A 24,690-nucleotide genomic window follows, 5' to 3' on the forward strand; every position below is an offset into this window, starting at 1 on the left:
TCACCCTATTCCGTCGCCTTCAGCTCGATGCTCTCCGCCCGTGCCCTGCGCGCGGAACGGCGGCGAACGGCCGTGACCACCGGCAGCTCCCAGTGCCCGGAGATGATCCGGTGCCGCACCAGGCCGGAGAGCTGGTCGATGATCATGGTGACGACGATGACCACGATCATCAGCATCCCGACCACGTCCCACACCCGGAACTGGATGTTGTCGACGAGCATCTTGCCGATGCCGCCCGCGCCGATCAGGCCCAGGATGGCGGACGCGCGCACGTTGATCTCGAACCGGTAGAGCCAGAACGCCAGCACGTCGGGTTTCGCGTTCGGCCAGACTCCCCAGCGCATGATCTGCACCCGGGACCCGCCGGACGCCGTCGCCGCCTCGATGGCTCCTCTGTCGACGGACTCGAAGCTCTCGTAGCCCCACTTGCCGAGCGTTCCGATCGAGCCGATGGCGATGGCCAGCGCGCCGGTGTATGCCGTGAGCCCGGTGACGGACAGCATCAGCACCGCGATCACCACCTCCGGTACGGCACGCAGCACGGCGAACACCGCGCGCAGCGGCCAGCGCACCACGGCGGGGGTCAGCCCGCGTGTGGCGAGGAGGCTCAGCGGGAAGGAGACGATCACGCCGATCACGGTGCCGAACCAGGCCATCGCGACGGACAGCATGGTCGCGGACAGCGCATCCGGGAGCTTGTCCCACGCCGGGGGCAGGAACATCAGGCCGAGGTAGTGGGCGAGCTTCTGCGGCAGCTGCCAGAGCGCATCCCAGGAGATGTCGACGCCCCAGAACGCGGCCACCACGACCAGCGTGACGACTGCCCACACCACGGCACGGGCCACCCGCAGCGGCTTGCGGGGCCGCTGCCCACGCTGCCCGTCGCCCGGGATGCCCGCGGCCGGCCGTGCGATGTCGGCGACAGTGGATGCGCTCATCGGATCAGCCTCCGCCGCGTGTACGAGCTGAGCAGTTCGAGCAGCACGACGAGGACGAGGATCTCGAAGATGATCATGCTGAGGTAGTGGTACTGGTAGAAGGTGCGCACCTTGTCGATGAGCATCCCGAGACCGCCCGCGCCGACCAGGCCGATGACGGTCGAGGCGCGGATGTTCAGTTCGAGCACGTAGATCGCCTGCGACAGATAGGTGGGCGCGACCTCCGGCACCATCGCAGCGCGGTTGGCCTTGAACCAGGTGCCACCCGCGGCGAGCGCGGCCTCCTGGCCTCCGCGGTCGAGGCCGTCGAGGGCTTCGGAGATGAGCTTGACGATGATGCCGACGTTGAACAGCACGAGGGCGAGGATGCCGGAAAGCGCCCCCGTGCCGACGACGGTGACGAACAGCGAGGCGTAGAGCAGGTCGGGCACGCTGCGGACGATGTTCATCACAAACCGCACGATGCCGAGGACGACGCTGTTCGGGTTGGTGGCGCGCGAGGCGAGGAACGACAGCGGGAGGGCGATGACCACGCTCACGGCGGTGGAGATGACGGCCATCTGCACGGTCTGGAGCAGCCACGGCAGCGTCTCGGGGAAGAAGGAGTAGTCGGGCTGGAACAGCTGCACGAGGGTGTTGGATGCGTTCTGCGCGTTGGCGAACAGGGCGCCCACATCCACCTGGACCGCGACGGCGGACCAGACCGTGATCGCGGCGAGGATCGCCAGCGTGACGACGACCTTCCACGCCGAGCGCGGCTTGACAGGGCGCGCGCCCGCTGCCGCACTGGTCACGGCAGCACCGCCGGGGCGTCGAGCACGTCCTCCGCGGTGAGCGAGCGGCCGTAGATCGACTCGAACACCGACTCGTCCGCCCCTGCGCCCGGTCCGTCGTAGACGACCTCGCCGTTGCGCAGCCCGATCAGCCGGGTGCCGTACCGACGCGCGAGGTCGAGGAAGTGCAGGTTGACGACCACGGTGATGCCGAGCTCGGCGTTGATGCGCTGCAGGTCGCGCATCACGACGTGGGAGGTAGGAGGGTCGAGGGACGCGACCGGCTCGTCGGCCAGGATGACCTTCGGTCGCTGAGCGAGCGTGCGGGCGATGGCCACGCGCTGCTGCTGGCCGCCGGACAGCTCGGAGGCGCTGGAGTATGCCTTGGAGACGATCTCGACACGTTCCAGCGCCTGCATCGCGAGCTCGACGTCGTCGGCCGACCAGGCCGCGAGCAGTGTGCGCCAGGCGGAGGTGTGGTGCAGACGGCCCATCAGCACGTTGTTCAGCACCGTGGTGCGCTTGGCCAGGTTGAAGCTCTGGAACACCATCCCGACCTCGCTGCGCAGCGTGCGCAGGCGCTTGCCGCGCAGGCCGGAGAGCCGGTAGTCGCCGACCGTGATCTCCCCCGAGGTGATCGGGACGAGGCCGTTGATGGTCCGGATGAGGGTCGACTTGCCTGCGCCGGACAGTCCGACGACGGCCACCATCTCGCCGGGCTCGATGGTGAGGTCCACATCCCGCAACCCGGAGAATCCGTTGGGGTACGTGACGCCCACCCGGTCGAACCGGATGCGCGCTCCTGCCGTCTCCGTCATCTCTGTCCCTTTCGTCAAGCGGTGATGCGGGGTGGCGATGGCGTCTCCGCCCCGCCACCCCGCTCAGGTCAGTGCGATCAGCCGAGGCCGATCGACGCTGCTGCGTCCTGCGTCTTCTTGAGGCTCTTCGGGTCCGCGTCGACCAGACCGGTGATCTGGTAGATCGCGGTGAGCGCCTTCACGCCCTCCGGAGTGCCCGCGTAGTCCTTCATCGCGTCGGCGATCTTGGTCTGCCAGGTCTTGCTGAGCTTGCTGCTGATCGAGGCTCCGTCGTTCGGGATCTCGTCGGTCAGCGCGAAGACCACGACCTTCTCTCCCACATCCGGGGTGTCTTTCTGCACGACGGAGCGAGCATCCCAGTAGCTGGTGCCGACCTCGGCGTCGCCGTTGTAGACGGCGAGCACGCTGGCGTCGTTGGCCGTGACCTGGACGGTCTTGATGTCTTTGTCGACGTCGAGCCCGGCCTTCTTCATGGCCGCGACGGGGAAGATGTAGCCGGCCGGGGAGGCCGCCTGCAGCAGCGAGACCGTCGCGCCCTTGATCTTGGTAATGCTGTCGAGCCCGGCAGGACCGGTGCCCTTCTCCGTTCCGTTGCAGTAGAGCATGCCGTTCGCGCCCGTGACGGGGGTGTCTGCGCAGTACTTCTTGGGGTCGTTGGTGAAGAACTGCGCGGCGTACGAGCTCTTGCCGTTGCGCTGGGTCTGCAGGGCCGGGACAGCGCCGTACTTGTCGCAGGCCTGGCTCATCTGCAGGCTGGGGAGCATCCCGATCTGCGCCTGGTTGCTGCCGATCGCCTCGACGGCCGCCTGGTAGTCCTGCGTGATGACGCCCTTGACCGGGATGCCGAGGCGCGAGGTGAGGGCCTCCTCCAGCGGCTTGACGGTCTCGACGAGTTTGGCGGCGTCGCCGGACGGGACGAGCGCGAGGGTGAGCGACGTTGGCGCCTTGGCCGCGTCGTCCGAGGTGCCCGTGCACGCGGCAGGAGCAGCCCCGCCGGATGCGGTGGCGCCGGATGCGGTCTGCTGCTGCACACCGCATCCACTCAGCGCGAGCGCGGTGAGGATGGCGAGGCCAGAGGCGCTCGCAACGGCGATCTTCCGGATTTTCATGACGTTCCCATTCTGTGCGGAGGTGAGGACTGCGAGTGGTGGGTGGTGCGATCTGTGGATGGACGAGCGGGGTGTGGAGAAGTCGTGCGGTCAGGCGGTGGTTGTGGCGGGCTCGTGCGCGGCCGCGAACCCTGCCGGGTCCACCGCCCAGCGGCGGATGCCGTCGTACAGTCCGGGGAAGTCGGCCGCCACGAGGTGGGCCGGGCCGGCGCGGTGGCCGAAGCGGTCGATGAGGGCGGTGACGCATCCCGCTGCCAGGGGCTGCTCGAGGTCGTTGCCCCAGATATCGCCCACCGACAGCAGCTGCGACGGCTCCCTGCCGTCGAGGAGCTGCGGCAGGATCGTGGTCCAGCCGGCGGGTTTGTCCGCGTCGGTGACGATGCGGTCGATGCTCCCGGCCAGCCCGATGGCCGCGAGCGTCTCCCGCACCCCGTCGAGCGGCGCGTTCGTCACGAGCACGCGCTCGACGCTCTCCCCCAGGCTGCCGAGGAATCCGGCGAGCCCGTCCGGCGCGGACACCGCGACGGTTCCCCCGGCGAGCGCCCGCCGGCTGGTCTGGTACGCGCTCTGCAGCAGGTCGTCGTCTGCGTGCTCTGCCGCGAGCGCTGCGACGGCCGCATAGCCGTCGGTGTATGCGGGCGAGCCTGGCTCGCCGTCGAGGAACGCGCCGAGCCTGGCGCGGAGGGAGGCGTCGAGGTCGACGGCGGCAGCGGATCCCGCGTCGAGGATGCCCGCGATGACGGCTTCGGCGTACTCCCACACCGGCGCATCGCCGACGCACACCGTCCCGTCGAAATCGAGGACGAGGATCGGTCTGCTGGGGGTCTGGCGGTCGTTCACGAGTGCAGCCTATGCGCTGATGAACACTCTGTTCACGTTTTTTTGTCTGATGAAACAAGTGTTCACATCGAGTTAACCTCGCACGATACGCTCATCCTCATGGCCAAAGCGCACGACTTCTTCATCCTCGGCGACCACGAGAGCGGCAAGCACCTGGTCGCATCCGCACTCCAGAGCGAAGGGTTCACCGTCACGACGACGCCGACCGGCGGCCTGCTCGCCAAGCGCGGCAGCACGACGGCGACAGTGCTCCTCGGCGGTCTCGCCGGGAACAACTTCCAGATCACCTTCACCGTCGACTTCATGGTCGACGAGCAGGGCAGGCTGGTCGCCCGCCTCAACCGCAACATGTCCGGCGGAGCCCTCAAGGGCGGCGCGATCGGCGCGTCGAAGACCGACACGGCGTTCCAGCGCACGGCCAACACCATCGGCGCTGCGCTGCACGGCGCTGGGACGCTGGCGGACAGCATCTCGCAGGTCTGAGGGAAGTACCCCTCCGGCTGCTGCCACCTCGGGAACCGTTTCGCCGATGCGGACATTACCGTTGTGCATCCAGAACCGGATGCTCCGTTTGCAGCAGTCGACTATCGGGGGTACATCGTGAAGACACACACATCCACGGCCAGGGCGGCGCTCGCCGCGTCCGCTGTCGTTCTCGCCGTCCTCGGCGCACTCTCGGGATGCGCGGGCTCGGCCCCAGCCACATCCCATGATCCGAGCGCGTCAGCGATCAGCGCCAGCACCAGCACCGGCACCACGCCCACACCAGCCCCCGCCGCCCTCTCGCCCAACGACCCCATCGACGCGCTCACCGCCTGGCACGCGTGCGCCGTGCTCGGCCTGGAGAACTACGTGGCGCAGAACCCGGGGGCGGCGCTGCATCCGTACGATGCCTCCGTCCCGCCGACCAAGAATCCGGATGGCAGCTTCCAGGCGATCGCGTCCTTCTCCCTGCCGAAGCCCGTCGAGGGTGCGAAGAGCATCGTCTACATCTGCACCATCGGCGGGACCCTCGGCAATCCCACCCTCCTGAACGTGACGACCAAAGACGTTTAGGCTGGCCGGTCGCGTGACGGGAACCGTTTCGCCGATGCGGACATTATCTGAGTGTGACGACCGATGACACCGAGGAGCTGGGGGTGATCCCGACGACTCGACGCGACGATCCGGAGGCGTTCGGGGAGTTGTTCGACCTCCACCGGGACCGCGTGTTCCGGCACGCCCTCCGGCTGACGCGATCGGTGCACGACGCCGAGGACGTGACGGGCATGGTGTTCCTCGAAGCCTGGCGCCGCCGCGACGCGATGCGGGAGGTGGACGGGTCGGTGATCGGCTGGCTGCTGGTCACCGCGAACAACGTCAGCAGGAACTTCGCCAGGTCGAGCCGCCGCTACGCGCACGTGCTCAGCATCCTTCCTGCGCAGGGGACCACCCCCGATCACAGCGAAGCCGTGGATGACCGGCTCGACTCCGACGAGCAGCGGAACGCCCTCCGCGTCGCGCTCGCTCAGCTGCCCAAGCGCGACCTGGATGTGCTGTCGCTGTGCGTGATCGAAGAGCTCAGCACCGCCGAGGCCGCCGCCGTGCTGGGCGTGGCGCTCGGCACCGTGAAGTCCCGGCTGTCCAGGGCGAAAGCGCGACTCGGCGGGCTGCTCGCCGAAACGACCCAGCTGACCCAGACGGAAGGAGGCACCCGATGAACGACGACCGGCCACTCGACGACCAACACTTCGACGACCAGCACCCCGACGACCCGCAGTTCGACGACCGTCGCAGCGCCGCCTGGCGAGACGCCATCGTGGAGTCCGCCCGCGCCGACCTGGCCAGGGGCGGACACGGCAGAAAACACGTGTGGACCGTCGTCGGCCTGGTGATCGCCGCGCTGGTCGTGTCCGGCAGCGGTGTCGCGTACGCGCTCAGCACCACGATCCTGTCCGACCGCTCTGCTCCAGCAACGTCGACCGCGACCGCGACACCGACCCCGGAGGAGAGAGACACACCAACCGTCATCCCCGCACCGGTCACCCCGACCGTGTCCCCGGACGACCCCATCGACGCACTCGGCGCGTGGCAGGCGTGCGCCGACGTCGGCGTCGCGAACTATGCGGCTCAGAACCCCGGCGCCGAGATGCAGCCGTACGACCCCGACCACCCGCCGACCAGGAACGACGATGGGACGTACCAGGCCATCGTCGCTTTCGTCCCTCCGCAGCCGTTGCCGGGGGTGGGGAGCATCATCGCCATCTGCACCGTCGGCGGAACCAGAGGCGACCCGACCGTCCTGGACTGGATACTGAAAGACATCTGACCCCGTCCATCAACGAGGGGTATACAGGGAGGCATGAGTTCCACACCACCGGATGCGATCGTCATCGGTTCCGGACCCAACGGCCTCGCCGCCGCCGTCACGCTCGCCCGCGCCGGCCTCGCGGTGCGCGTGTACGAGCGCAACGCGACGGCGGGCGGCGGCACGCGGACCGAGGAGGTGACGCTTCCCGGATTCCGGCACGACATCTGCTCCGCCGTGCATCCATTGGCTTTCGCGTCCGGGTTCTTCCAGCGGTTCGGGATCGAGGAGCGGGTGCCGTTCATCGTGCCGACCGCGTCGTACGCGCATCCTCTGGACGGCGGGAGAGCTGCCGTCGCATACCGGGACTTCGAGCGAACGGTGGATGCGCTCGGCGTCGACGGGCCCGCATGGCGCCGGATGCTCGGGCCGCTCGTGCGGAACGCGGACGCCGTCGCGCAGTTCACCGGCTCCCAGCTGTTCCAGGTGCCCCGCCACCCACTCGTGGCCGCCAGGCTGGGCGCGACGATGCTGGCGCAGGGCGGGCCGTGGTGGGATGCGTTCTTCCGTACAGAGGCACCGGGCGCGTTGCTCACCGGGGTGTTCGCGCACTCCACCCTCCCGTTGCCGAGTCTCGCGGGTGCGGCCGCCGGGCTGACGCTCGCGACGTACGCGCACGCCCGCGGCTGGCCATTCCCGGTGGGAGGGAGCCAGTCGATCGCGGATGCGATGGTCGCCGACATCGTCGCGCACGGCGGGGAGGTGGTCACCGGCACGGAGGTCACCAGTCTGGCCGAGCTGCCCGATGCCCGCGTGGTGCTGTTCGACACCGGCGCGGAGGCTGCCGCCCGGCTGGGCGAGGACCGGCTGCCCCCGTCGTATCTGCGCCGCATCGCCGCGTTCCGTAACGGCAACGGCGTCTCGAAGGTCGACTTCGCGCTGTCCGGCCCCGTTCCGTGGGCGAACGCGGAACTCACCGAGTCCGCCACCGTGCACCTCGGCGGGACGCGCGCCGCCGTCGCCCGCTCGGAGCGCGAGGTCGCCGCCGGTCGGCACAGCGACGACCCGTATGTGCTGGTGTCGCAGCCGTCGCTGTTCGACAGCACCCGCGCTCCGGCCGGGAAGCACGTCCTCTGGGCATACACCCACGTGCCGGCCGGGTCGCCCGTGGACCAGACCGAGGCGATCACGCGCCAGATCGAACGGTTCGCGCCCGGCTTCCGGGATCTGATCCTCGGCAGCGCGCACAAGACCGCCGTGGAGATGGCCGCGTACAACCCCAACTACGTCGGCGGGGACATCTCGGCGGGAGCGCCCAGCCTGCGGCAGCTGATCGCCCGGCCGGTGGCCTCCCCCGACCCGTGGCGGATGCCCGGCCGCGGACTCTACCTCGCCTCCGCCGCCGCGGCCCCCGGGCCCGGCGTGCACGGGCTGGTCGGGTACTACGCCGCCCGCAGCGCGCTGCGACACGAGTTCGGGATGCGCACCATGCCGTCGCTCGCGCCCGACGACCTGAACCGGGATGCGCTGCACGGGTCGACGCGTCCCGGCGCGAACTCAACCGGCCGGATGGACCCGACCGGCCCCATCGACCCCGCCGAAGCGTCGCTCCGGCCCGACGGACTCCCGGAGCAGTGACATGTCTGTGACCGTGCGCGCACTCGACTGCACCCCCGAGCAGGTCTTCGCCGTGCTCGAAGACCCGTGGGTCTATCCGACCTGGGTGGTCGGGGCGTCCAGGCTGCGCGCCGCCGACCCGACGTACCCGCGCCAGGGCGCCCGCCTGCACCACTCGATCGGCGTCTGGCCGTTCGTGCTCGACGACGAGACGGTGGTGGACACCTGGGATGCGCCGCGGCGCATGGTGCTGGAGGCCAAGACCCGGCCGTTCGGCAGGGAGCGCGTGATCATCGACGTGAAGCCGCGCGGCACGGGCTGCGTCGTACGCATGGAGGAGTACCCGATCGGCGGCCCGGCCCGGCTCATCCCGCGCCCGATCGCCGACCTCATCCTGCACATCCGGAACGTCGAGACGCTCCGCCGCCTCGAATACGTCGCCAAGGGCCGCGCCGCCGAATAATCGAGTCCGAAGTTGTTCACGCCTGCGCCCGGCGTGGCGCGTGAATAACTTCGGACTCGATTATGTGGGGCGGCGGAGGGCGTCCAGGAGGGCGGGGCGCCAGACGGTGAAGTCGTGGGGGCCGGAGTACGTGCGGGACTCGACGGTGATGGCGGGGGTCGCGCTGGCACGGCGCGCGATGGCGGCGGTCTGGGGGCCGATGGCGAGCGCAGCGGGGGCACCAGGATGCGGCTGCTCGGCGTCGCCTGCCGCGAGCACGAGGTCGAGCGGCGGGCCGTGGAACGCGTCGAGCATGGCGCGCGGTCCGAGGGCCCGGTAGCGGTCTGCTTCGTAGAGCGCGTCCCCCACTCCGAACGCGCCCTGCTCGCGCGCCGACGACCCGGCCGGCGGCTCCGGATCGTACGCGGCGGGGCTGAGCGCGACCGCCCGCCCGAACAGCTCCGGATGCGCGAGCCCGAACCGCAGGGCGCCGAACCCGCCCATCGAGTATCCGGCCACCGCACGGGATGCGCGCCCCGCCACCGCGATCCCATCCGGCAGCTGCGCCTCGGCGTGCGCGACCAGGTCGCGGGTGAACGCGGTCTCGACGGGTCTGCCGTCTCGGTGGGCGGAGTCGACGTAGTATCCGGCGCGGTCGCTCCACGGCGCATCCGGGAGCACCGCGATCAGCGGAAGGGCGAGCAGGTCGTCGATGACGGGAGCCCACGACGCCGCGCTGTCGCCGCGGCCGTGCAGCAGGTAGACGATCGGCAGCGGGCCGTCCGCGCGCTCCGGCGTGAGCAGCGTGTACGTCAGCGGCCCGATCACGGGGCTGACGAACGAGCGCTGTTCCAGCATCCGGGTGCCTCTGTCGCCGCGGCTCTGCCTCAGCGGCCGGGCTGCGCGGCGAGGATGCCGCGGGCGCGGCCGAGCATGGCCGGATCGACCATCTCGCCGGAGTCCAGCGTCGCCACCCCTCCGCGGTCCACCGCGGCGACCACCGCGCGCGCCCAGGCCAGGTCGGCCTCGCTCGGCGCGAACACCGCGGCGATCACGGCCAACTGGCTGGGGTGCACGGCCGTGCGGCCGAACCAGCCGAGTCGCGCCCCGCGCTCGGTGTCGGCGCGGAGGCCGTCGAGATCCCGGATGTCCGGGTATGCGGACAGCATCGGCGCCGGCAGCCCGGCGGCACGGGCGGCGAACAGCAGGCGCGTCCGCGCGTAGTCGATCACGGTGGCGTCCCGGCTGCCGACGTCGCTCGCGAGGTCCGACTCCCCGAGGGCGAGCGACACGACCCGGGGATGCGCGGCGATGGCCCCGGCGTTCTCGACACCGAGCGCGGACTCCACCAGGGCGGCGACGGGCAGGTCTCCCGCGACGGCGACCACCCTGTCGATGTCCGCGGCGCTCTCCACCTTCGGCACCCGCAGCTCGACGGCGACGCCGAGGTCGCGCAGCGCGGCGAGCTCGTGGTCTGCTCCGGCGTTCACCCGCACCTGGACGAGCGGTCCACCGGATGCGCGCCCGTGCAGCCACGCCGTGACAGCATCCAGCGCCGCCGGCTTCGCCTCCGGTGCGACCGCGTCCTCCAGGTCGAGGATGACGAGGTCCGCTCCCGTGGCGACCGCCTTGTCGAAGCGGTCCGGCCGGTCGCCCGGCACGTACAGGCCGGTAACGATCCGTCGTTCGTCCGTCGTCATCGCACGACCCCCTTCTCCCGCAGTGCGTCCAGCTGTTCCCTGGTCACGCCGATCTCCGCGAGCACGTCGTCGGTGTCGCGGCCGTGCTGCCTCCCCGCCCAGCGGATCGCGCCCGGCGTCCCGGAGAGCCGGAACAGCACGTTCTGCATCTTCACCGGCCCGAGTTCGTCGTCGTCGACCGTCTGCACGGTGCCGATCGCCTGGTATTGCGGGTCGGAGAGGATGCCGCGCACGTCGTAGACCTGCGCGATGGCGGCCTGCGCCTCCTCGAACTCGCGGACGACCTCCTCGGTGGGGCGGGCCGCGATCCAGGCGGCGACCGCCGCATCCAGTTCGTCGGCGTGCTCCGCCCGGCTGTGCCCGGTCGCGAACCACGGTTCGTCGATCACGTCCGGCCGCCCGACCAGCCGCATCACGCGCTCCGCGATGGACTGCGAGCTGGTGGACACCGCCACCCAGTCGCCGTCCGCCGTGCGGTAGACGTTGCGGGGCGCGTTGTTGACCGAGCGGTTGCCGGTGCGCGGCTGCACGGCGCCGAGCTGGTCGTACGCGGTGATCTGCCCGCCGAGCAGCATCAGAATCGGCTCGATGATGGCGAGGTCGATCACCTGCCCGTGCCCGTCACGCTCCGCAGCCCGCAGCGCGACCATCACAGCGTACGCGGTGGACAGCGCGGCGATGCCGTCTGCCAGCCCGAACGGCGGGAGCGTCGGAGGACCGTCCGGCTCGCCGGTGAGTGCCGCGAAGCCGCTCATCGCCTCCGCCAGGCTGCCGAACCCCGGCCGCCCGGAGTACGGGCCGAACTGGCCGAACGCGGTGACCCGCGCGATCACGAGCCGCGGGTTGGCCGCGTGCAGCGCATCCGGGCCGATGCCCCAGCGCTCGAGGGTGCCCGGCCGGAAGTTCTCGATCAGCACGTCGGCGTCCGCGGCGAGCGCGAGCAGCAGCTTCGCGCCCTCCGGCGATCCGAGGTCGATCGTGACCGTGCGCTTGTTGCGCCCGAGCGTCTTCCACCAGAGGTTCACGCCGTCCTTCGCCGGGCCGTGCCCGCGGGCGGCATCCGGCCGGGTGGGATGCTCGACCTTGATCACGTCGGCGCCGTAGTCGCCGAGGAAGGTCGCGGCGAGGGGCCCGGCGAACAGCGTCGACACATCCAGGACGCGGAGACCATCGAGGGCCGGCGCGGTCATCGGTCGCTCTCCAGGTCCCCCGCTACGTCCCACGCCAGCCGGAATCCGATGCTGCTGGAGCGCTCGACGCCGAGACCGGGAAGCAGGAACTTGAGGCTGAACGTCGCGTCGCGTCGTCCGCCGTCGGTGTACCAGTCCGAGCCGGTCGTGACGTGGTCGCTGCCGCCCTTCAGCATCACGAACCGGGTGATGCCGTCGGTGTGCTCGCTCTCCGTCCAGTTCCACACGGCCGGTTCGGCCCTGCCGAATCCGGGCTGCTCGGCCGCGAGCTGCCACTCGAACTCGTCGGGGAGCCTGGCGCCCGCCCAGGCCGCATACGCGCGGGCGTCCGCCAGCGAGACGCCGGTCACCGGTGCAGCGCCGGAGGCGACGCCCACCAGGAACCGGTCGGCGACCAGCGGCCGGTACCCGGTCTCCTCCACGAACGCGCGGAACTCGGCCGCCGTGACCTCGCGGGCCGCGACGGCGACGCGTCCCCGGATCGTGACCGTCAGCGTCTCGCTCCGGTCGTCGTGCAGCCGGGGAGGCAGCGGCTTCCACTCCTCCACATACGGCGCACCCTGGTAGAAACCGGTCTCGCGGCGGCGGAAGGTCACGGTCAGCTCGCGCGTCCCCTGCTCGACGACGACCGCATCCGCCGGGATGCGCGTCGCAGGCGCGAGCGCGGGAACCGTGCGCACCGCCTCGCGCGCCGGGAACCGGGCGTCGCCTGCTTCGTTGTCCGCGGCGGTGTCCGCGGCGGCAGCCAGCAGCAGCGACTCCGGATGCGCGCCCCCGGCAGCGACCTCGATCACCCCGGTCACACCCCGCGCGGGCACCCGCACCGTCGTCACGTCGGCCACGCCCCCAGTCACGTCGTGCCTGCGCGCACCCGCTGCCGCGGGCTCGGCGAGGGGATCGCCCGTCCAGTCGGCGTCTCCGCGGTTCACGACCGTCCAGAGCGTCACGCCGTCCGCGGCGAACCGGGACACGTAGATCCCGGCCGCGAGCGCGTCCTCCGTCGCGCCGAGCAGCGGGGACCACTCGCCGTCCACCAGCACGTCGCCGTACGCCCGCTGCACCCGGAGCATCCTGCGCAGAGTGGCCTTGTCGCGCTCGTTCCAGCCGACCCACACGCCGAAGACCGCATCCCACACCAGCAGACCGGTGCCGTTCATCCACGCAGACTGGAGCTCCTCGCTGTGGTCGCGGTTCCAGCGGCGGGTCGAGTGCATCATGTGCCTGCGCTCGAACCAGTGCGCCCGCATCACGCCGGGCGCCGCCGAGTCGGAGAACCACTGCGCCCAGCTCAGCTGGTGATCCTGGATGCGCTGGTTCGGCACCCGGGATTCGCCCTCCAGCACCTGCGGCGGCGTGGCCTGCAGCAGGGCGTCGATGAGGCGGGCGTCACCCTCTTTCATCGTGTCGAGGAAAACGCCGTCGACACTGAGCTCTCCGACGATCGCCGCGAGCTCCTCCGGGTCGGCGTGCTGCGCACGGCGCGTGCCGGTGTCCCAGGGGTTGTAGTCGATGAACACGCGGACGCCGCGGTCGTGGAAGGCCGCCACCACGGCATCCAGGCCGGGCACGTCCCGGTAGAAGTCGAACTGGTTGCGGTCGTCGATGCCGATGACCGGGTACGCGTGCCAGAGCACGACGCCGTCGAAGCCGCCGTGGTCCGCTGTCGCCGCGAGGAAGGCGTCGACCGTGAACTCCTGGCGTTCGTGGTCGAACAGCCGCTCGTCCCAGAGCCAGATCTGCGCGACGCTGTAGGCGCGGCGGGCCCAGCCGGTCTCCGCCCGCTCGTACACGGCGCCGTCGTAGTCGAGACGGGCCCGGGCCTCGTCGCGCCAGGCGGCCAGGTCGGAGCGCCAGGCCGGCCAGTCCGCCGGATCGTCGGGGGCCGCGAAGATCTTGACGATGTCGCCCACCGCCGGGTCGATGGCGCCGCCGCGCGGCAGCACAGTCGGCCGGTCGATCGCGCGCGGCACCAGCGGATCGAAGTCGTTGGTGTTCTCCTCGTCCGGGTCGAACGCGGCGACGGGAGCGGGAGCCTGGTCAGCTGGCCGAGTGGAAATCGTGAATCTCCTCGAGAGTGGGGATGGACGGAACGGGGCCTGCGCGCTGTACAGAGAGAGCGGCTGCGACCGTCGCGAACTCGGCGGCGCGCACAAGCGTGCCGAGGTCGGGGCGGGCGCCGGCTGTGCTTCCGGATCGCTCGGCGGGGCCGCGGCGGCGGTCGAGTTCGGCGACGAGGGCGCCGCAGAAGGTGTCGCCCGCTCCTGTCGTGTCGACGGCCTGGACGCGGAGCCCCGCGACGTGTGCAGGCGGCTCGTCCGGCACGCGCACGACGGCGCCCTGGGCGCCGAGCGTGACGATGACGGCGAGGCCGAGCCTGCTGAGCACCCCGGCGAGGTCTTCGCCGCTCGCGTCGTGCAGAGGCTCGCCGGACAGTTCGGCGGCGAGGTGCGCCGCCTCGTGCTCGTTCACCACGAGCACGTCCACGTCGCCCAGCAGAGCGGAGGGCAGCGACCGGATGGGCGCGGCGTTGAGCACCACGGTCGTCCCCGCGGCGTGCGCGACGGCTGCGGCCTCGGCCACGGTGGCGAGCGGCGTCTCGAGCTGCAGCAGGAGCACGTCGGCCGCCGCGACGAGGTCGCGCTCCGCCTGGTCGAGGCGGTCGAGCATCCCGTTGGCTCCTGAGTCGACGACGATGGCGTTCTCCGCTCCGTCGTCGACGGTGATGATGGCGGTGCCGGTCGGGGCGTCCACCCGGCGAGCGCGCAGGTCGACCCCCGCGTCGGCGAGGCTCGCGATAAGCCGCTCGGCCGCAGCATCCCTGCCGAGTGCGACGACGAACGCCGACGGAGCACCCGCCCTGGCTGCGGCGATCACCTGGTTGTTGCCCTTGCCGCCCGGAGCGGAGTCCGACCCGAGCGCGAGCACCGTCTCGCCGGGCGACGGGATGCGCTCGACGCGGTAGACGAGATCCAGGTTGGCGCTGCCGAGGACCACGACGCTCATCGCGGGCGCTCCGTGCGCTTCTGACGCTCCGGGTGCTCCCCGCCCTCCGCCAGGCGCAGCGTGCGCGCGGCGAGGTCGCTGAACCGCACCCCGGAGAACCCGGGAACGCTGGTGGCGAGGGTGTCGTGCAGCGGGTCGATCCACCGCGCGGGGAGCGCACGGGCGCCGGTGACGGCTCCCGCGATGGATCCGGCGGTCGCGCCGACGGAGTCCGTGTCCCAGCCGCCGCTGACCGCCAGCGTGATCGTCCGCTCGAAATCGCCTGCGCCGCGGGTGAGCGCGAACGCCAGCACGGCGGAGTTGCCGAGCACGTGCACCCAGTGCAGGTGCCCGAACTCGGCGTGCAGCGCATCCACGGCCGCCTCGTCGTCGAGGTCGCTCGTGCCGAGTTCGACGCCGCGACGGATGGCGGCGGCGTACCTGCTGCCGGTGGGCACGACCGACAGCCCGGCCCGGATCGCCTCGGCGACTCTGGTTTCGACGACGCCGTCTGCGACGACCGCGGCCGAGCAGGCCGCCGCGGCGAACATCGCGCCGTAGACGCCGTTGCGGGCGTGGCTCAGGCGGGCGTCCGTCCAGGCGAGACGTGCAGCGGCGACCGGGTCGCCGGGGTGCGCCCAGCCGTACACGTCGGTGCGGATCTGCGCGCCGATCCAGTCCCGGAACGGGTTGCGCGCGGCGGCGGCCTGCTCCGGCTCGTAGCCGTCGAGCAGGTTGCGGTAGACCACCCGCTCCGCGGTGAACACCCGGCCGCCCGGCAGGCTGTCCAGCCACGCCTGGGCGACATCGTCGGTCGTGAAGGCGTCGCCCGAGCGTTCGAGCAGGCCGAGCGCGATCAGCGGGAAGTTCAGGTCGTCGTCCTCCGGCATCCCGTCGATGTTCTCGACGAGGCTGGTCGGGCGGCTGCGTCGGTTCCACGGGTAGCGCGCTGCGACCTCGGGGTCGAGCCCGACCTCGGTGAAGTACGACCGTAGCGGCCAATTGCCCGTCGACCGCGCGATGGCCCTGATGCCCTCCAGCGAGATCTTCTCCACCGGCTTCCCCAGCAGGCATCCGGATGCGCGGCCCAGCCACGCGCCCAGGATGCGGTCGCCGAGGTCGGCGGGGTCGCCGGGGTCACCGGACCGGGCGGAGCGACCACCGTCGGCCGTGCCGCTTGCGCCGACCGGCGCTTCCGCCAGGATCGCGTCGAGCGCATCCGGTTCCGCCGCGAGCAGCGCATCCGGGTCGTCGCGCTCATCGATCTCCGCCAGCAGCTCCCTGGCCAGCGCCACCAGCGCCGGGGGCGCAGGCTCCGCCGTCGCGCCGCTGACCGCCGCCGTCGGCGCGCCGCCTGCCGCCTCCCACCGCTCCCGAAGATCGGCCACCGGCCGCCCGTCGAGCTCGGCGGCGACCAGCGCGTGCGGCAGCAGGTCCTCCGGCTGCGTCCAGCTGAGCCTGAGCACTACGCCACCTCGAGGTCGGCGGCGAAGGCGTCGCGCACGGACTCCACCGCGCGGGCGCGGGCAGCGTCCGCCGCCCACACCTCCCGCGCGACGGACGCGACGACCGGTCCCGTCGCCGTGATGTCCATCCTGCTGCCGTCGCTCACGCCGTCGATCCACTCGGAGGGCACCACGTCCACCCCGCCGAGAGCACCGGCGATCGAGCCGGCCATCACGGCGATCGAGTCGGAGTCCCTGCCGTAGTTGATCGAGCCGAGCACCGCCTCGCGGTAGTCGCCCTGCGCAGCCACGAGCATCCCGAGCGCCACCGGCAGCTCCTCGATCGACTTCGTCCTGCTCGGGATGCGCGCATCCTTCGCCGGCTGCCGGTACTGCGGGCCGACCGTGTCGAACGGCTCGACCGCGGCGCGGAGCACGCCGAGACCGGAGCGCCAGTCCGTCACCGTCGCCGCAGCCTCGACGACGGACTCGATCGCGTCCCTGGTGCCGTCCTTCGCCAGCCGGAGCGCCGTCTCGACGACGCTGCCGACCGACGCGCCTGGGCGCATCGCCTCGGCGACGGCCGCGGCGTAGACGCCCGCCGCCTCGCGGCCGTAGCTGGACTGGTGCGCCCCCGCCACGTCGATGGCCTCCGCGTACGCCGCATCCGGGGCCCCGGCGTTGACGATGCCGATGGGGGCGACGTACATGGTCGCGCCGCAGTTGACGATGTTGCCGACCCCGGCCTCGCGCGGGTCGATGTGCCCGTAGTGCAGCCTCGTCACCAGCCACTTCTCCGCGAGGAAGATGCGGTGCAGCAGCAACCCCTCCGACTCGAACTCCGGGATCCAGCGCTTCTCGCCGATCAGCAGCGGCACCAGGTGGTCGGCGATGGCGTACGCATCCAGGTGGTCGCGCACAGTGTCGTAGACGTCGACGAGCGCCGTGGTCATCAGGGTGTCGTCCGTGACGTGCCCGTCGCCCTTGTGGTACGGCGCGATCGGCCTGGCGTTGCGCCAGTCCTCCAGGAACGGCGGGACGATGCCGGTGATGAAGCCGTCGTAGCGCTCCTGGATGGCTTCCGGTGTGTTGCCCTCAGCCGCTCCTCCGAGCGCGTCGCCGACAGCCGCTCCCGCGAGTGCCCCCGTCGCCTTCATCACCAGCGCGTCCATCGATCCTTCTCCTTGTTTCCGTTGTTCTCTGTCGCCGTGGTCAGCAGGTCAGCAGGCCGGCCAGGTCAGCCGACGGCCGACCAGCCGTCCGTCAGCTGCTTCTTGAGCTCGTCCAGCGAGATCGAGTTGGCGAAGTACTTCTGCAGGGCGGGAGTCGCGTACTGGTCCTTCCACTGCGGGTAGTTCGTCGCCCCCTGGAACGGTGCGGCCTTCAGCGCCTCGCCCGACTTCAGGATGGCCTCCCAGCCGTTCTTGCCGGAGGTGTCCTTCGCGACCTGGTCGCGCGCGGCGGCCGATGCCGGGATCAGCCAGTCGCCCTCTGCGAGCTTCGCCTGGTTGGCCGCATCCATGAAGTAGTTGATGAACTTCGCGGACTGCTCGATGTGCTTGCTCTGCGCGGAGACGGACATCGTCTGCGGGTTGGCCGCCTGCGCAGTGCCGTCCGAGCCGGCCAGGGGCGGGAGGACGGCCCAGTTGAAGCCGGCGGGCGCGGACTCGGTGATCTGCTGAGCGACGTAGTTGCCGCCGACGTACATCGCGTACTTGCCACCGAAGAAGCCGGGAAGCACATCCGTGCCGCTCTGCGTCAGCGAGGTCGGGTCGAGCGACTTGTCCGTGTACGCCATCTCGTTGATGCGCTTCGGCACCTGCAGCTCGTCGTCGCCGACCTTGATCGTGGACTTGCCGTCCTTGTTGGTGAAGAAGGTACCGTCGAAGCCGAGCGCGAGGTTCATGACGGTGGCGGTCGGCTGCTTCAGACCCCATCCCGTGCCGAAGTTGCCGCCGGAGGTGAGCTTCTTCGAGAGGTCCTGGAAGTCGTCCCAGCTGAGCGTCTTGCCGCTCGGGATCTCGGCGCCCGCCGCCTTGATCGCGTCGGTGTTCGCGAAGACCACGTACGACTGCAGCAGCGTCGGCGCCGCCACGATCTTCCCGTCTCCGGTGGTGACCGAGCTCCAGACGTCCTTGGAGACCTGCTTCTTGACGTCGGCGTCGAGGTATTTGCTGAGGTCGGCGAGGTAGCCCTGGTTGGCGAAGCCCATGATGTCCGCCGACTCGTCGTGGATGATGTCCGGGGCCGTACCGCCCTGGAACTGCGTGACCAGCTGGTCGTGCACGTTGTCCCAGCTGCCCTGGCGGAGCTTCACCTGGATATCTGGGTTCTTCTTGTTCCAGGAGTCCACGATCTCCTTCGTCGCGGCGACCGTGGTGTCCTGGTAGGCCAGCGACTGGAAGGTCAGGGTGACCTTGCCGCCGCTGGAGGCGTCGGAGCTGCCAGACGTGGAGCATCCGGACAGTGCGAGCGACGCGGCCACGATGCCGGCAACCGCAACGCCCAGGCGGGCGAAGGTTGTTGTGCGCATTGCACACCTCTTTCTGTTGATTCGACTCTCGATGTGGTGGGGGTGATGCGGGTGTTCTAGCCCTTGACGGCTCCGCTGAGGAGACCGGACGTGAGGCGTTTCTGGATGAGCATGAAGAAGACCAGGCTCGGGATGGTCGCGAGCAGCGAGGCGGCGGCGAGCTGCCCGAGCTGCACCTGGCCCTCCGCACCGACGAAGCGGGCGAGCGCCAGCGGCAGGGTCTGCAGGTTGGGGTCCTGGATGAGCACCAGGGCGAAGAAGAACTCGTTCCACGCCGAGATGAACGTGAACAGGCTGGTGGCGACGAGCCCGGGCGCGAGCAGCGGGAGCACGATGGATCGCAGCGTGCGGAACCGGGTGGCTCCGTCCATCGCTCCGGCCTCTTCGAGCTCGACGGGGATGCCGGCCACGTAGCCCTGCAGCATCCAGAGCGCGAACGGCAGCGACCACACCGTGTAGACGAGGATCAGCCCGAACAGGCTGTTGATGAGGCCGATGTTCTTCAGCACCAGGAACAGCGGAATGATGATCAGGATGAACGGGAAGACCTGGCTGAGCAGGATCCAGCCGGTCGCGAGCCCGCGCAGCTTGGTGCGGAACCGGGCGAGCGCGTATGCGGCAGGCAGTGAGATGAGCGTCACCAGCACCGTGGTGCAGACGGCGACGATCAGGCTGTTGCCCGCGGCCGTGAACAGGTTGGCCTTCTCGATCGCCTGCGCGAAGTTGTCCCAGTTGAGCGTGGACGGGAAGAACCCGGGGTTCGGCGACTGCAGCTCGCGCGGGGTCTTGAACGCGGCCGTCAGCAGGAACAGCAGGGGGAACCCGAGGAAGACGATGTACGCGAACAGCGCGAGGTACTGCAGCGGGCGGCCGATCATCCTGCCGCGGCGCAGCGAACCGCTCTGAGACGACTCCGGCTTACGGCCGCCCTGGCGCTGGCGCTGGACCTGGTGCTGGCCCTCCGCCGCTGTGTTCTGGATGCTGGTGTTCGTGGCGCTCATGAGTTCCGGCTCCTCATCTGGCCGCGCAGGTAGGCGAACAGGAAGATCGCGATCACCACGACCATCACGTTGCCCATCGCGGCGGCGTACCCGAAGTTGCCGTACCGGAACGCCTCGTTGTACGCGAACAGCATCGGCAGCATCGTCGTGCCTCCCGGCCCGCCCGCCGTCAGCACGTAGACGAGGGCGAACGAGTTGAAGTTCCAGATCAGGTCGAGCGTGGTGATCGCGACGATGATCGGGCGAAGCGCAGGCAGGGTGACGTGCCAGAACCTGCTCCACGTGCCCGCGCCATCGATGGCGGCGGCTTCGAGCAGCTCGGTCTGCACGCTCTGCAACCCGGCCAGCAGGGTGATGGTGGTCTGCGGCATCCCGGCCCAGACGCCCACGATGATCACCACGGGCAGGGCGATGGATGCGTTCCCCAGCCAGTTGATGTCGCTCGGCAGCCCGACGGCCTTCAGCATCTGGTTGATCGGCCCGTAGCTCGGGTTCAGCATCAGGCGCCACATGATCGCGATGATCACCGGGGGCATGGCCCACGGCACGAGGGCGAGCGTGCGGGCCAGCCAGCGCAGCCGGAGATTGAGGTTGAGCAGCAGGGCGAGGCCGAGCGAGGCGAGGAACTGCAGGATCGTGACGCTGAACGCCCAGACCAGCCCGATGCCGAACGAGTTCCAGAACAGCTGGTTGGAGCCGAGCTTGACGTAGTTGTCGACGCCGTTGAAGTTGACGGGCAGGTTCAGTCCGGCGCGCGCGTCGGTGAAGCCGAGGAAGATGCCCTGCACCAGCGGGTAGACGCTGAACAGCACGACGGGGATGAGCGCGGGAAGGACGAGCAGCCAGGCGTCGCGGCCGCTTCCGCCCGCCGGTCCGCCGCGGTTGCGGCGGCGGCGCTTCGGGGTCTTGGCTGCGTCGCCGGGAGCGAGGATCACGGGGGCGGAGGTGGTCATGCCTGCACCTCCTCGGTGGTGGCTGTGTCGGGGGCGGGGACGACGGCGACGGGGGCGGCGGTCGCTGCGGCGACGGCGGTGCTCTTGCCTCCGACGACAGACGACTCGCGCACCGAGAGCGTCGGCTCGATCACCACCTGCTTGACCGCAGCATCCGGGTTGGCGAGGCGACGCAGCAGCAGCTTCGCCGCCGCCTTCGCACGCTTGCCAGAACCGAGGTCGACGCTGGTGATGGACGGGTTGGCGAGCTCGGCGGCGTCCGTGTCGTCCATGCCGACCACGGCCACGTCCTCCGGAACGCGCACGCCGCGGCTGGTCAGTTCTTTCAGCGTCGCGACGGCGAGGAGGTCGTTGGCGCAGACGATCGCATCCGGGGTCGACTGGCGCAGCAGCTTCGCGGCCGCCTTGCGACCGGCCTTGTACGTGAAGTCGGACGCCGCGACCTGCACGTCGGCGCTCGTGCTGAGTCCGAAGCGCTCGATCGCGGTCAGGTACCCACTGAGTCGGGCGGCACCAGGAACGGTGTCGACGGGGCCGTTGACGAACGCGATGCGCTTGCGTCCCTGGCCGACCAGATGCTCGACGGCCAGGCCGATGCCCGCGACGGAGTCGGCGCGCACGTTGTCGAGTTCGACGCCCGCCGGGAGCGAACCGATGATGACGATGGGGAGGCGGCTGGCGCGCAGCGCATCCACCAGGGGCTCCGTCACGCGCAGCGGGCTGAGCAGGAGCCCGTCGACGAACCCGCGGTTGAGGCTGCTGAGCAGGTCGATCTGGTCCTGCGGGTCGTTGCCGGTCGAGGAGAGCACGAGGCGGTAGCCCGCCTTGGAGACGACGCGGGAGACCTCGTGCATCATCGCCACGTAGACGGGGTTTCCGACGTCGGCCACGGCGAACGAGATCTGGTCGGTGCGGCCGACCTTGAGGGAGCGTGCTGTGGCGTCCGGGACGTAGCCGAGCGCATCCGCCGCTTCGCGCACCTTCGCGGTGAGCTGGGGAGAGGCCGGCAGCCCGTTGAGCACCCGGGAGACCGAGGCGATCGAGACTCCCGCGCGCTCCGCCACGAGGACGAGCGTCGACTTCCTGCTCTCAGCCATGGTGCTCCCTGCATCATCGAAGGTGGTTCGTAAACGTTTACAAGAACGTTTACAGAGACTATAGGCGCTCCCCTCGCCGCCTGCAAGCCGACCAATCGCCCGACCATTCGGCGAGCGGCGGCGTACCCTGGTCGGCATGTGCCGGAACATTCACACGCTCCATAACTTCGAACCGGCCGCGACGAGCGACGAAGTCCACGCGGCCGCCCTGCAGTACGTGCGCAAGATCAGCGGAACGACCAAGCCGTCGAAAGCCAATGCAGAGGCCTTCGACCGCGCGGTCGCCGAGATCGCCCACCTCACGCAGCACCTCCTCGACGACCTCGTCACCAACGCGCCGCCGAAGAACCGGGACGAGGAGGCCGCGAAGTTGAAAGAGCGGTCGGCCAGGCGGTTCGCGGCGGCCTGAGGCGTCGGCGCGCGCATCCACCCGGTGCGCCGCGCGTCCGCCGCGCGCGCTGCTCGGCGCGCATCCACTGCCGCCGCGGGCTCGGTACGATCGTGGGCATGCACACCGCGATCGCCGCAGAGCCACCTCGCACGCCCGACGTGGAGGAACTGCTGCGCCTCGGCGACGAGTTCACCTTCGCGCTGTACCCGGCGGACAGCTGCTACCTGCTCGACGTGTCCGAGCTGGAGGCGCCCGGCGTGACCGTGTTCGTCGGCCGCGACGAGACGGGACGCGCGATCGGCATGGCCGCCCTCGTCGTGAAGCCTGACGGTTCCGCCGAGCTCAAGCGCATGTTCGTCCACCCGGATGCGCGGGGCCGCGGCCTCGCCTCCTCCCTCCTCGCCGCCGTGGAGGGCGCAGCGGTGACGGCCGGTGTCGAGACGCTGCAGCTCGAGACGGGTCCGCTGCAGGATGCGGCGATCGCGCTGTACGAGCGCAACGGGTACGCGCGCGTCCCGAACTTCGGCCCGTACGTGGGCGACCCGCACTCCGTCTGTTACGCCAAGCGGCTCGCGCAGGCCCGTGTTCTCTAGCGGCGGCGACGCCTGAGCGCTAGCCTGGCGCCATCGAGGGAAGGGGCCGGCGATGAGCGACGAGACGAGGGGCGCGACGCCGCCCGGTGACGACGGTCCCAGTAACACCCCATCTGTCACCCCATCCGGCACCCCCTCCGCCAGCGGCCGCGCCTGGCTGATCGCCGGTTTCGTGACCGCCGCGGCTCTCATCCTGATCGCCGGCGGTTTCATCGCGGGGACCGTCACCACCGTCGCGCTGTCCTCGGGTTCGGGCGGCAGCTGCAACGCCGCCGCGGTCGCCGACCGAGTACTGCCGAGCATCGTCACCATCAACGTCGTCGGCCCGGCGGGTTCGGGGACGGGCAGCGGGCAGGTCATCAGCAGCGACGGCTACATCCTCACCAACAACCACGTCATCTCCCCCGCCGCCTCCGGCGGGAAGCTGACCGTGCGGTTCAGCGACGGCCACACCGCAGAGGCCACCCTCACCGGCCGCGACCCGAAGACCGACCTCGCCGTCATCAAGGTGGAGGACGAGAAGTCGCTGTCCGTGATCGCCATCGGCGACTCCGGCCGCCTCGTGGTCGGAGAGCCGGTGGTCGCCCTCGGCGCCCCGCTCGGCCTGTCGAGCACGGTCACCGCCGGCATCGTGAGCGCGCTCGGCCGCACCGTTCCCGTTCCGAGCGACGACGATCGGAACGCCATCCTGGTGGGTGCCATCCAGACGGACGCGTCGATCAACCCCGGCAACTCCGGCGGCGCGCTCGTCGACTGCGACGGCCGCCTGGTCGGCGTCAACTCGGCCATCGCGACCGTTCCCGGCGAGGACGGCCAGCGCAGCACCGGCAGCGTCGGGATCGGGTTCGCCGTCCCGCAGGCCCTGGCCATGCCGATCGCGAAGGAGCTCATCGACACCGGCAGCGTCAGCTACCCGACCGCCGGGCTGGATGCGGTCCCCATCCCGCACGCGGTCGCCCAGCACTACGGGTTGAGCGACGGCCTGTTCGTCCAGTCGGTGGTTCGCGGAGGACCCGCCGCGACCGCAGGCATCCGCCCCGGCGACATCATCACGACCATCGACGGAGCGCCGGCGGTCAGCATCGACGTGCTCACCGCCATCCAGGTCACCAGCAAACCGGGCGACACGGTGAAGGTCGAGTTCGAGCGCGCGGGCCAGCGTCACACGACGACGGTGACGCTCGCGGAGGGGTAGCGGTCAGCTGCCCCGGATGCGCCGCGACAGCTCCGCGGCGGCGTCCGCCACCCGGGAGGCCAGCGCATCCCACTGGTTCCGCGCTATATTCTCTCGCGGGAATGTGACGGCGATTCCCGCCGCCGGCCACCCGGCGTGGTCGCGCACGGGCACCGCGACCGAGGCGAAGCCGGGTGTCACCTCGCCGTCTTCTGTCGCGTAGCCGCGCTCGCGCACTTCGGCGACGACCCGCTTCAACTCTCCGTAGGTGTGCGGACCCGCGCCGGTGCGGTCTTCGAACGCGGCAGCATCCGGATAGAGCGCGCGCAGCTGTCCGGCCGGGAGCGTGGCGAGCAACGCCCTGCCGCTCGCGGTGAGGTGACTCGGCAGGCGGACGCCCACATCCGTCACCAGCCGCGGGCGGCGCGGCGCGCGCTCCTCGACGATGTAGACGACGTCTCGCCCGTGCAGCACGGCCACGTGGCCCGACTCGCCGATGCCGTCGACCAGCGAAGCCAGGATCGGACGGCCCAGCCTGCTCAGCGGCTCCTGCCGCGAGAACGCCGAGCTGAGCTCGTACGCGGCGACCCCCAGCCCGTACCGCTTCGCCTCCGGGAAGTGCAGCACGAACCCGTGATCGCCCAGCACCGTCAGCAGGTGGTAGACCGTCGACCGCGGCAACCCCAGCGCCGTAGCCACCGTCGCCGCCGGCACCGGCCCGCGCTGCGCGCTCAAGTACTCCAGTATCCGCAGCGTGTTCTCCGCCGCCGGCACCTTACTCACGCGCCCCTCCCCTTCCGCCCGTCC

Annotated in this window: 26 protein-coding genes; 9 read left to right on the forward strand and 17 right to left on the reverse strand. The window is 70.6% G+C overall.

Annotation, left to right across the window (positions count from 1 at the left end; translation table 11 throughout):
- Positions 1-5: 5 nt before the first annotated feature.
- The 5 genes from phnE (B7438_RS15320) to B7438_RS15340 all read right to left on the reverse strand — a co-directional run bounded on the left by phnE (B7438_RS15320) (position 6) and on the right by B7438_RS15340 (position 4,478).
- A complete protein-coding gene (gene phnE, locus B7438_RS15320; RefSeq protein WP_085370546.1) occupies positions 6-938 on the reverse strand; it encodes a phosphonate ABC transporter, permease protein PhnE in 933 nt (310 codons plus the stop codon).
- Complete coding sequence (gene phnE, locus B7438_RS15325; RefSeq protein WP_085370547.1) at positions 935-1,732, reverse strand: phosphonate ABC transporter, permease protein PhnE; 798 nt, start codon at positions 1,730-1,732, stop codon at positions 935-937. Before phnE (B7438_RS15325) ends, phnE (B7438_RS15320) begins: the two co-directional genes overlap by 4 nt.
- Positions 1,729-2,529 carry a phosphonate ABC transporter ATP-binding protein gene (gene phnC / locus B7438_RS15330; protein WP_085370548.1) on the reverse strand — a complete coding sequence of 267 codons (801 nt, stop codon included), beginning with the start codon at positions 2,527-2,529 and terminating at the stop codon, positions 1,729-1,731. The genes phnE (B7438_RS15325) and phnC overlap by 4 nt, the downstream gene beginning before the upstream one ends.
- 77 nt (positions 2,530-2,606) lie before the next feature.
- Positions 2,607-3,638 (reverse strand): phosphate/phosphite/phosphonate ABC transporter substrate-binding protein, encoded by a 1,032-nt coding sequence (phnD, locus tag B7438_RS15335; protein ID WP_085370549.1) that lies wholly within the window; start codon positions 3,636-3,638, stop codon positions 2,607-2,609.
- Positions 3,639-3,728: 90 nt separating this feature from the next.
- Positions 3,729-4,478 (reverse strand): HAD family hydrolase, encoded by a 750-nt coding sequence (locus B7438_RS15340; RefSeq protein WP_085370550.1) that lies wholly within the window; start codon positions 4,476-4,478, stop codon positions 3,729-3,731.
- Positions 4,479-4,577: 99 nt separating this feature from the next.
- On the opposite strand from B7438_RS15340, the gene B7438_RS15345 reads away from it, so the two are divergent.
- From B7438_RS15345 to B7438_RS15370, 6 genes are all read left to right on the forward strand, one after another.
- Positions 4,578-4,961, forward strand: coding sequence for a hypothetical protein (locus B7438_RS15345; protein WP_085370551.1), 384 nt, complete (start codon positions 4,578-4,580; stop codon positions 4,959-4,961).
- A 117-nt stretch (positions 4,962-5,078) separates the two neighbouring features.
- Entirely contained in the window at positions 5,079-5,534 is a 456-nt protein-coding gene (locus B7438_RS15350) for a hypothetical protein (RefSeq protein WP_085370552.1), read from the forward strand.
- A gap of 53 nt (positions 5,535-5,587) precedes the next feature.
- The gene (locus tag B7438_RS15355) at positions 5,588-6,178 is read left to right on the forward strand and encodes an RNA polymerase sigma factor (protein WP_085370553.1); all 591 of its coding nucleotides are present in this window, start codon (positions 5,588-5,590) and stop codon (positions 6,176-6,178) included.
- Positions 6,175-6,786, forward strand: coding sequence for a hypothetical protein (locus B7438_RS15360; protein ID WP_085370554.1), 612 nt, complete (start codon positions 6,175-6,177; stop codon positions 6,784-6,786). The genes B7438_RS15355 and B7438_RS15360 overlap by 4 nt, the downstream gene beginning before the upstream one ends.
- A 33-nt stretch (positions 6,787-6,819) precedes the next feature.
- Complete coding sequence (locus B7438_RS15365) at positions 6,820-8,403, forward strand: NAD(P)/FAD-dependent oxidoreductase (protein ID WP_085370555.1); 1,584 nt, start codon at positions 6,820-6,822, stop codon at positions 8,401-8,403.
- Position 8,404: 1 nt separating this feature from the next.
- Positions 8,405-8,845 carry an SRPBCC family protein gene (locus tag B7438_RS15370; RefSeq protein ID WP_085370556.1) on the forward strand — a complete coding sequence of 147 codons (441 nt, stop codon included), beginning with the start codon at positions 8,405-8,407 and terminating at the stop codon, positions 8,843-8,845.
- A 60-nt stretch (positions 8,846-8,905) separates the two neighbouring features.
- Here the strand turns inward: B7438_RS15370 and B7438_RS15375 are convergent, their stop codons facing one another.
- The 11 genes from B7438_RS15375 to B7438_RS15425 form a co-directional block, all read right to left on the reverse strand.
- The gene (locus B7438_RS15375; protein ID WP_085370557.1) at positions 8,906-9,682 is read right to left on the reverse strand and encodes an alpha/beta hydrolase family protein; all 777 of its coding nucleotides are present in this window, start codon (positions 9,680-9,682) and stop codon (positions 8,906-8,908) included.
- Between the two features lie 29 nt (positions 9,683-9,711).
- Positions 9,712-10,524: a CoA ester lyase gene (locus B7438_RS15380; RefSeq protein ID WP_085370558.1), complete on the reverse strand. Its 813-nt coding sequence runs from the start codon at positions 10,522-10,524 to the stop codon at positions 9,712-9,714.
- Entirely contained in the window at positions 10,521-11,714 is a 1,194-nt protein-coding gene (locus tag B7438_RS15385; protein WP_085370559.1) for a CaiB/BaiF CoA-transferase family protein, read from the reverse strand. The genes B7438_RS15380 and B7438_RS15385 overlap by 4 nt, the downstream gene beginning before the upstream one ends.
- Positions 11,711-13,684, reverse strand: a complete 1,974-nt coding sequence (locus B7438_RS20900) for an SUMF1/EgtB/PvdO family nonheme iron enzyme (RefSeq protein ID WP_256922065.1) — start codon at positions 13,682-13,684, stop codon at positions 11,711-11,713. Before B7438_RS20900 ends, B7438_RS15385 begins: the two co-directional genes overlap by 4 nt.
- Positions 13,685-13,751: 67 nt before the next feature.
- A complete protein-coding gene (locus tag B7438_RS15395; RefSeq protein ID WP_085370560.1) occupies positions 13,752-14,717 on the reverse strand; it encodes a ribokinase in 966 nt (321 codons plus the stop codon).
- Positions 14,714-16,162, reverse strand: coding sequence for an ADP-ribosylglycohydrolase family protein (locus B7438_RS15400; protein WP_085370561.1), 1,449 nt, complete (start codon positions 16,160-16,162; stop codon positions 14,714-14,716). The genes B7438_RS15395 and B7438_RS15400 overlap by 4 nt, the downstream gene beginning before the upstream one ends.
- Entirely contained in the window at positions 16,162-17,313 is a 1,152-nt protein-coding gene (locus B7438_RS15405) for an ADP-ribosylglycohydrolase family protein (RefSeq protein ID WP_085370562.1), read from the reverse strand. The genes B7438_RS15400 and B7438_RS15405 overlap by 1 nt, the downstream gene beginning before the upstream one ends.
- 65 nt (positions 17,314-17,378) lie before the next feature.
- The gene (locus tag B7438_RS15410) at positions 17,379-18,674 is read right to left on the reverse strand and encodes an ABC transporter substrate-binding protein (protein ID WP_085370563.1); all 1,296 of its coding nucleotides are present in this window, start codon (positions 18,672-18,674) and stop codon (positions 17,379-17,381) included.
- 56 nt (positions 18,675-18,730) lie between these two features.
- Positions 18,731-19,675, reverse strand: a complete 945-nt coding sequence (locus B7438_RS15415; protein WP_179150844.1) for a carbohydrate ABC transporter permease — start codon at positions 19,673-19,675, stop codon at positions 18,731-18,733.
- A complete protein-coding gene (locus tag B7438_RS15420) occupies positions 19,672-20,628 on the reverse strand; it encodes a carbohydrate ABC transporter permease (protein WP_085370564.1) in 957 nt (318 codons plus the stop codon). The genes B7438_RS15415 and B7438_RS15420 overlap by 4 nt, the downstream gene beginning before the upstream one ends.
- Positions 20,625-21,725, reverse strand: coding sequence for a LacI family DNA-binding transcriptional regulator (locus B7438_RS15425; RefSeq protein ID WP_085370565.1), 1,101 nt, complete (start codon positions 21,723-21,725; stop codon positions 20,625-20,627). The genes B7438_RS15420 and B7438_RS15425 overlap by 4 nt, the downstream gene beginning before the upstream one ends.
- A 136-nt stretch (positions 21,726-21,861) precedes the next feature.
- Between B7438_RS15425 and B7438_RS15430 the strand changes: the two genes are divergently transcribed.
- The 3 genes from B7438_RS15430 (at position 21,862) to B7438_RS15440 (ending at position 23,904) form a co-directional block, all read left to right on the forward strand.
- The gene (locus B7438_RS15430) at positions 21,862-22,134 is read left to right on the forward strand and encodes a DUF2277 domain-containing protein (protein WP_085370566.1); all 273 of its coding nucleotides are present in this window, start codon (positions 21,862-21,864) and stop codon (positions 22,132-22,134) included.
- A gap of 98 nt (positions 22,135-22,232) precedes the next feature.
- Positions 22,233-22,709: a GNAT family N-acetyltransferase gene (locus B7438_RS15435; RefSeq protein WP_085370567.1), complete on the forward strand. Its 477-nt coding sequence runs from the start codon at positions 22,233-22,235 to the stop codon at positions 22,707-22,709.
- Between the two features lie 52 nt (positions 22,710-22,761).
- The gene (locus tag B7438_RS15440) at positions 22,762-23,904 is read left to right on the forward strand and encodes a S1C family serine protease (RefSeq protein WP_085370568.1); all 1,143 of its coding nucleotides are present in this window, start codon (positions 22,762-22,764) and stop codon (positions 23,902-23,904) included.
- Between the two features lie 3 nt (positions 23,905-23,907).
- Here B7438_RS15440 and B7438_RS15445 read toward each other — a convergent pair whose 3' ends face one another.
- The gene (locus B7438_RS15445; protein ID WP_085370569.1) at positions 23,908-24,666 is read right to left on the reverse strand and encodes an IclR family transcriptional regulator; all 759 of its coding nucleotides are present in this window, start codon (positions 24,664-24,666) and stop codon (positions 23,908-23,910) included.
- Positions 24,667-24,690 lie beyond the last annotated feature (24 nt).

Origin of the sequence: Leifsonia sp. NCR5 (genome assembly GCF_002105485.1) — a bacterium.
Classification (GTDB): domain Bacteria; phylum Actinomycetota; class Actinomycetes; order Actinomycetales; family Microbacteriaceae; genus Leifsonia.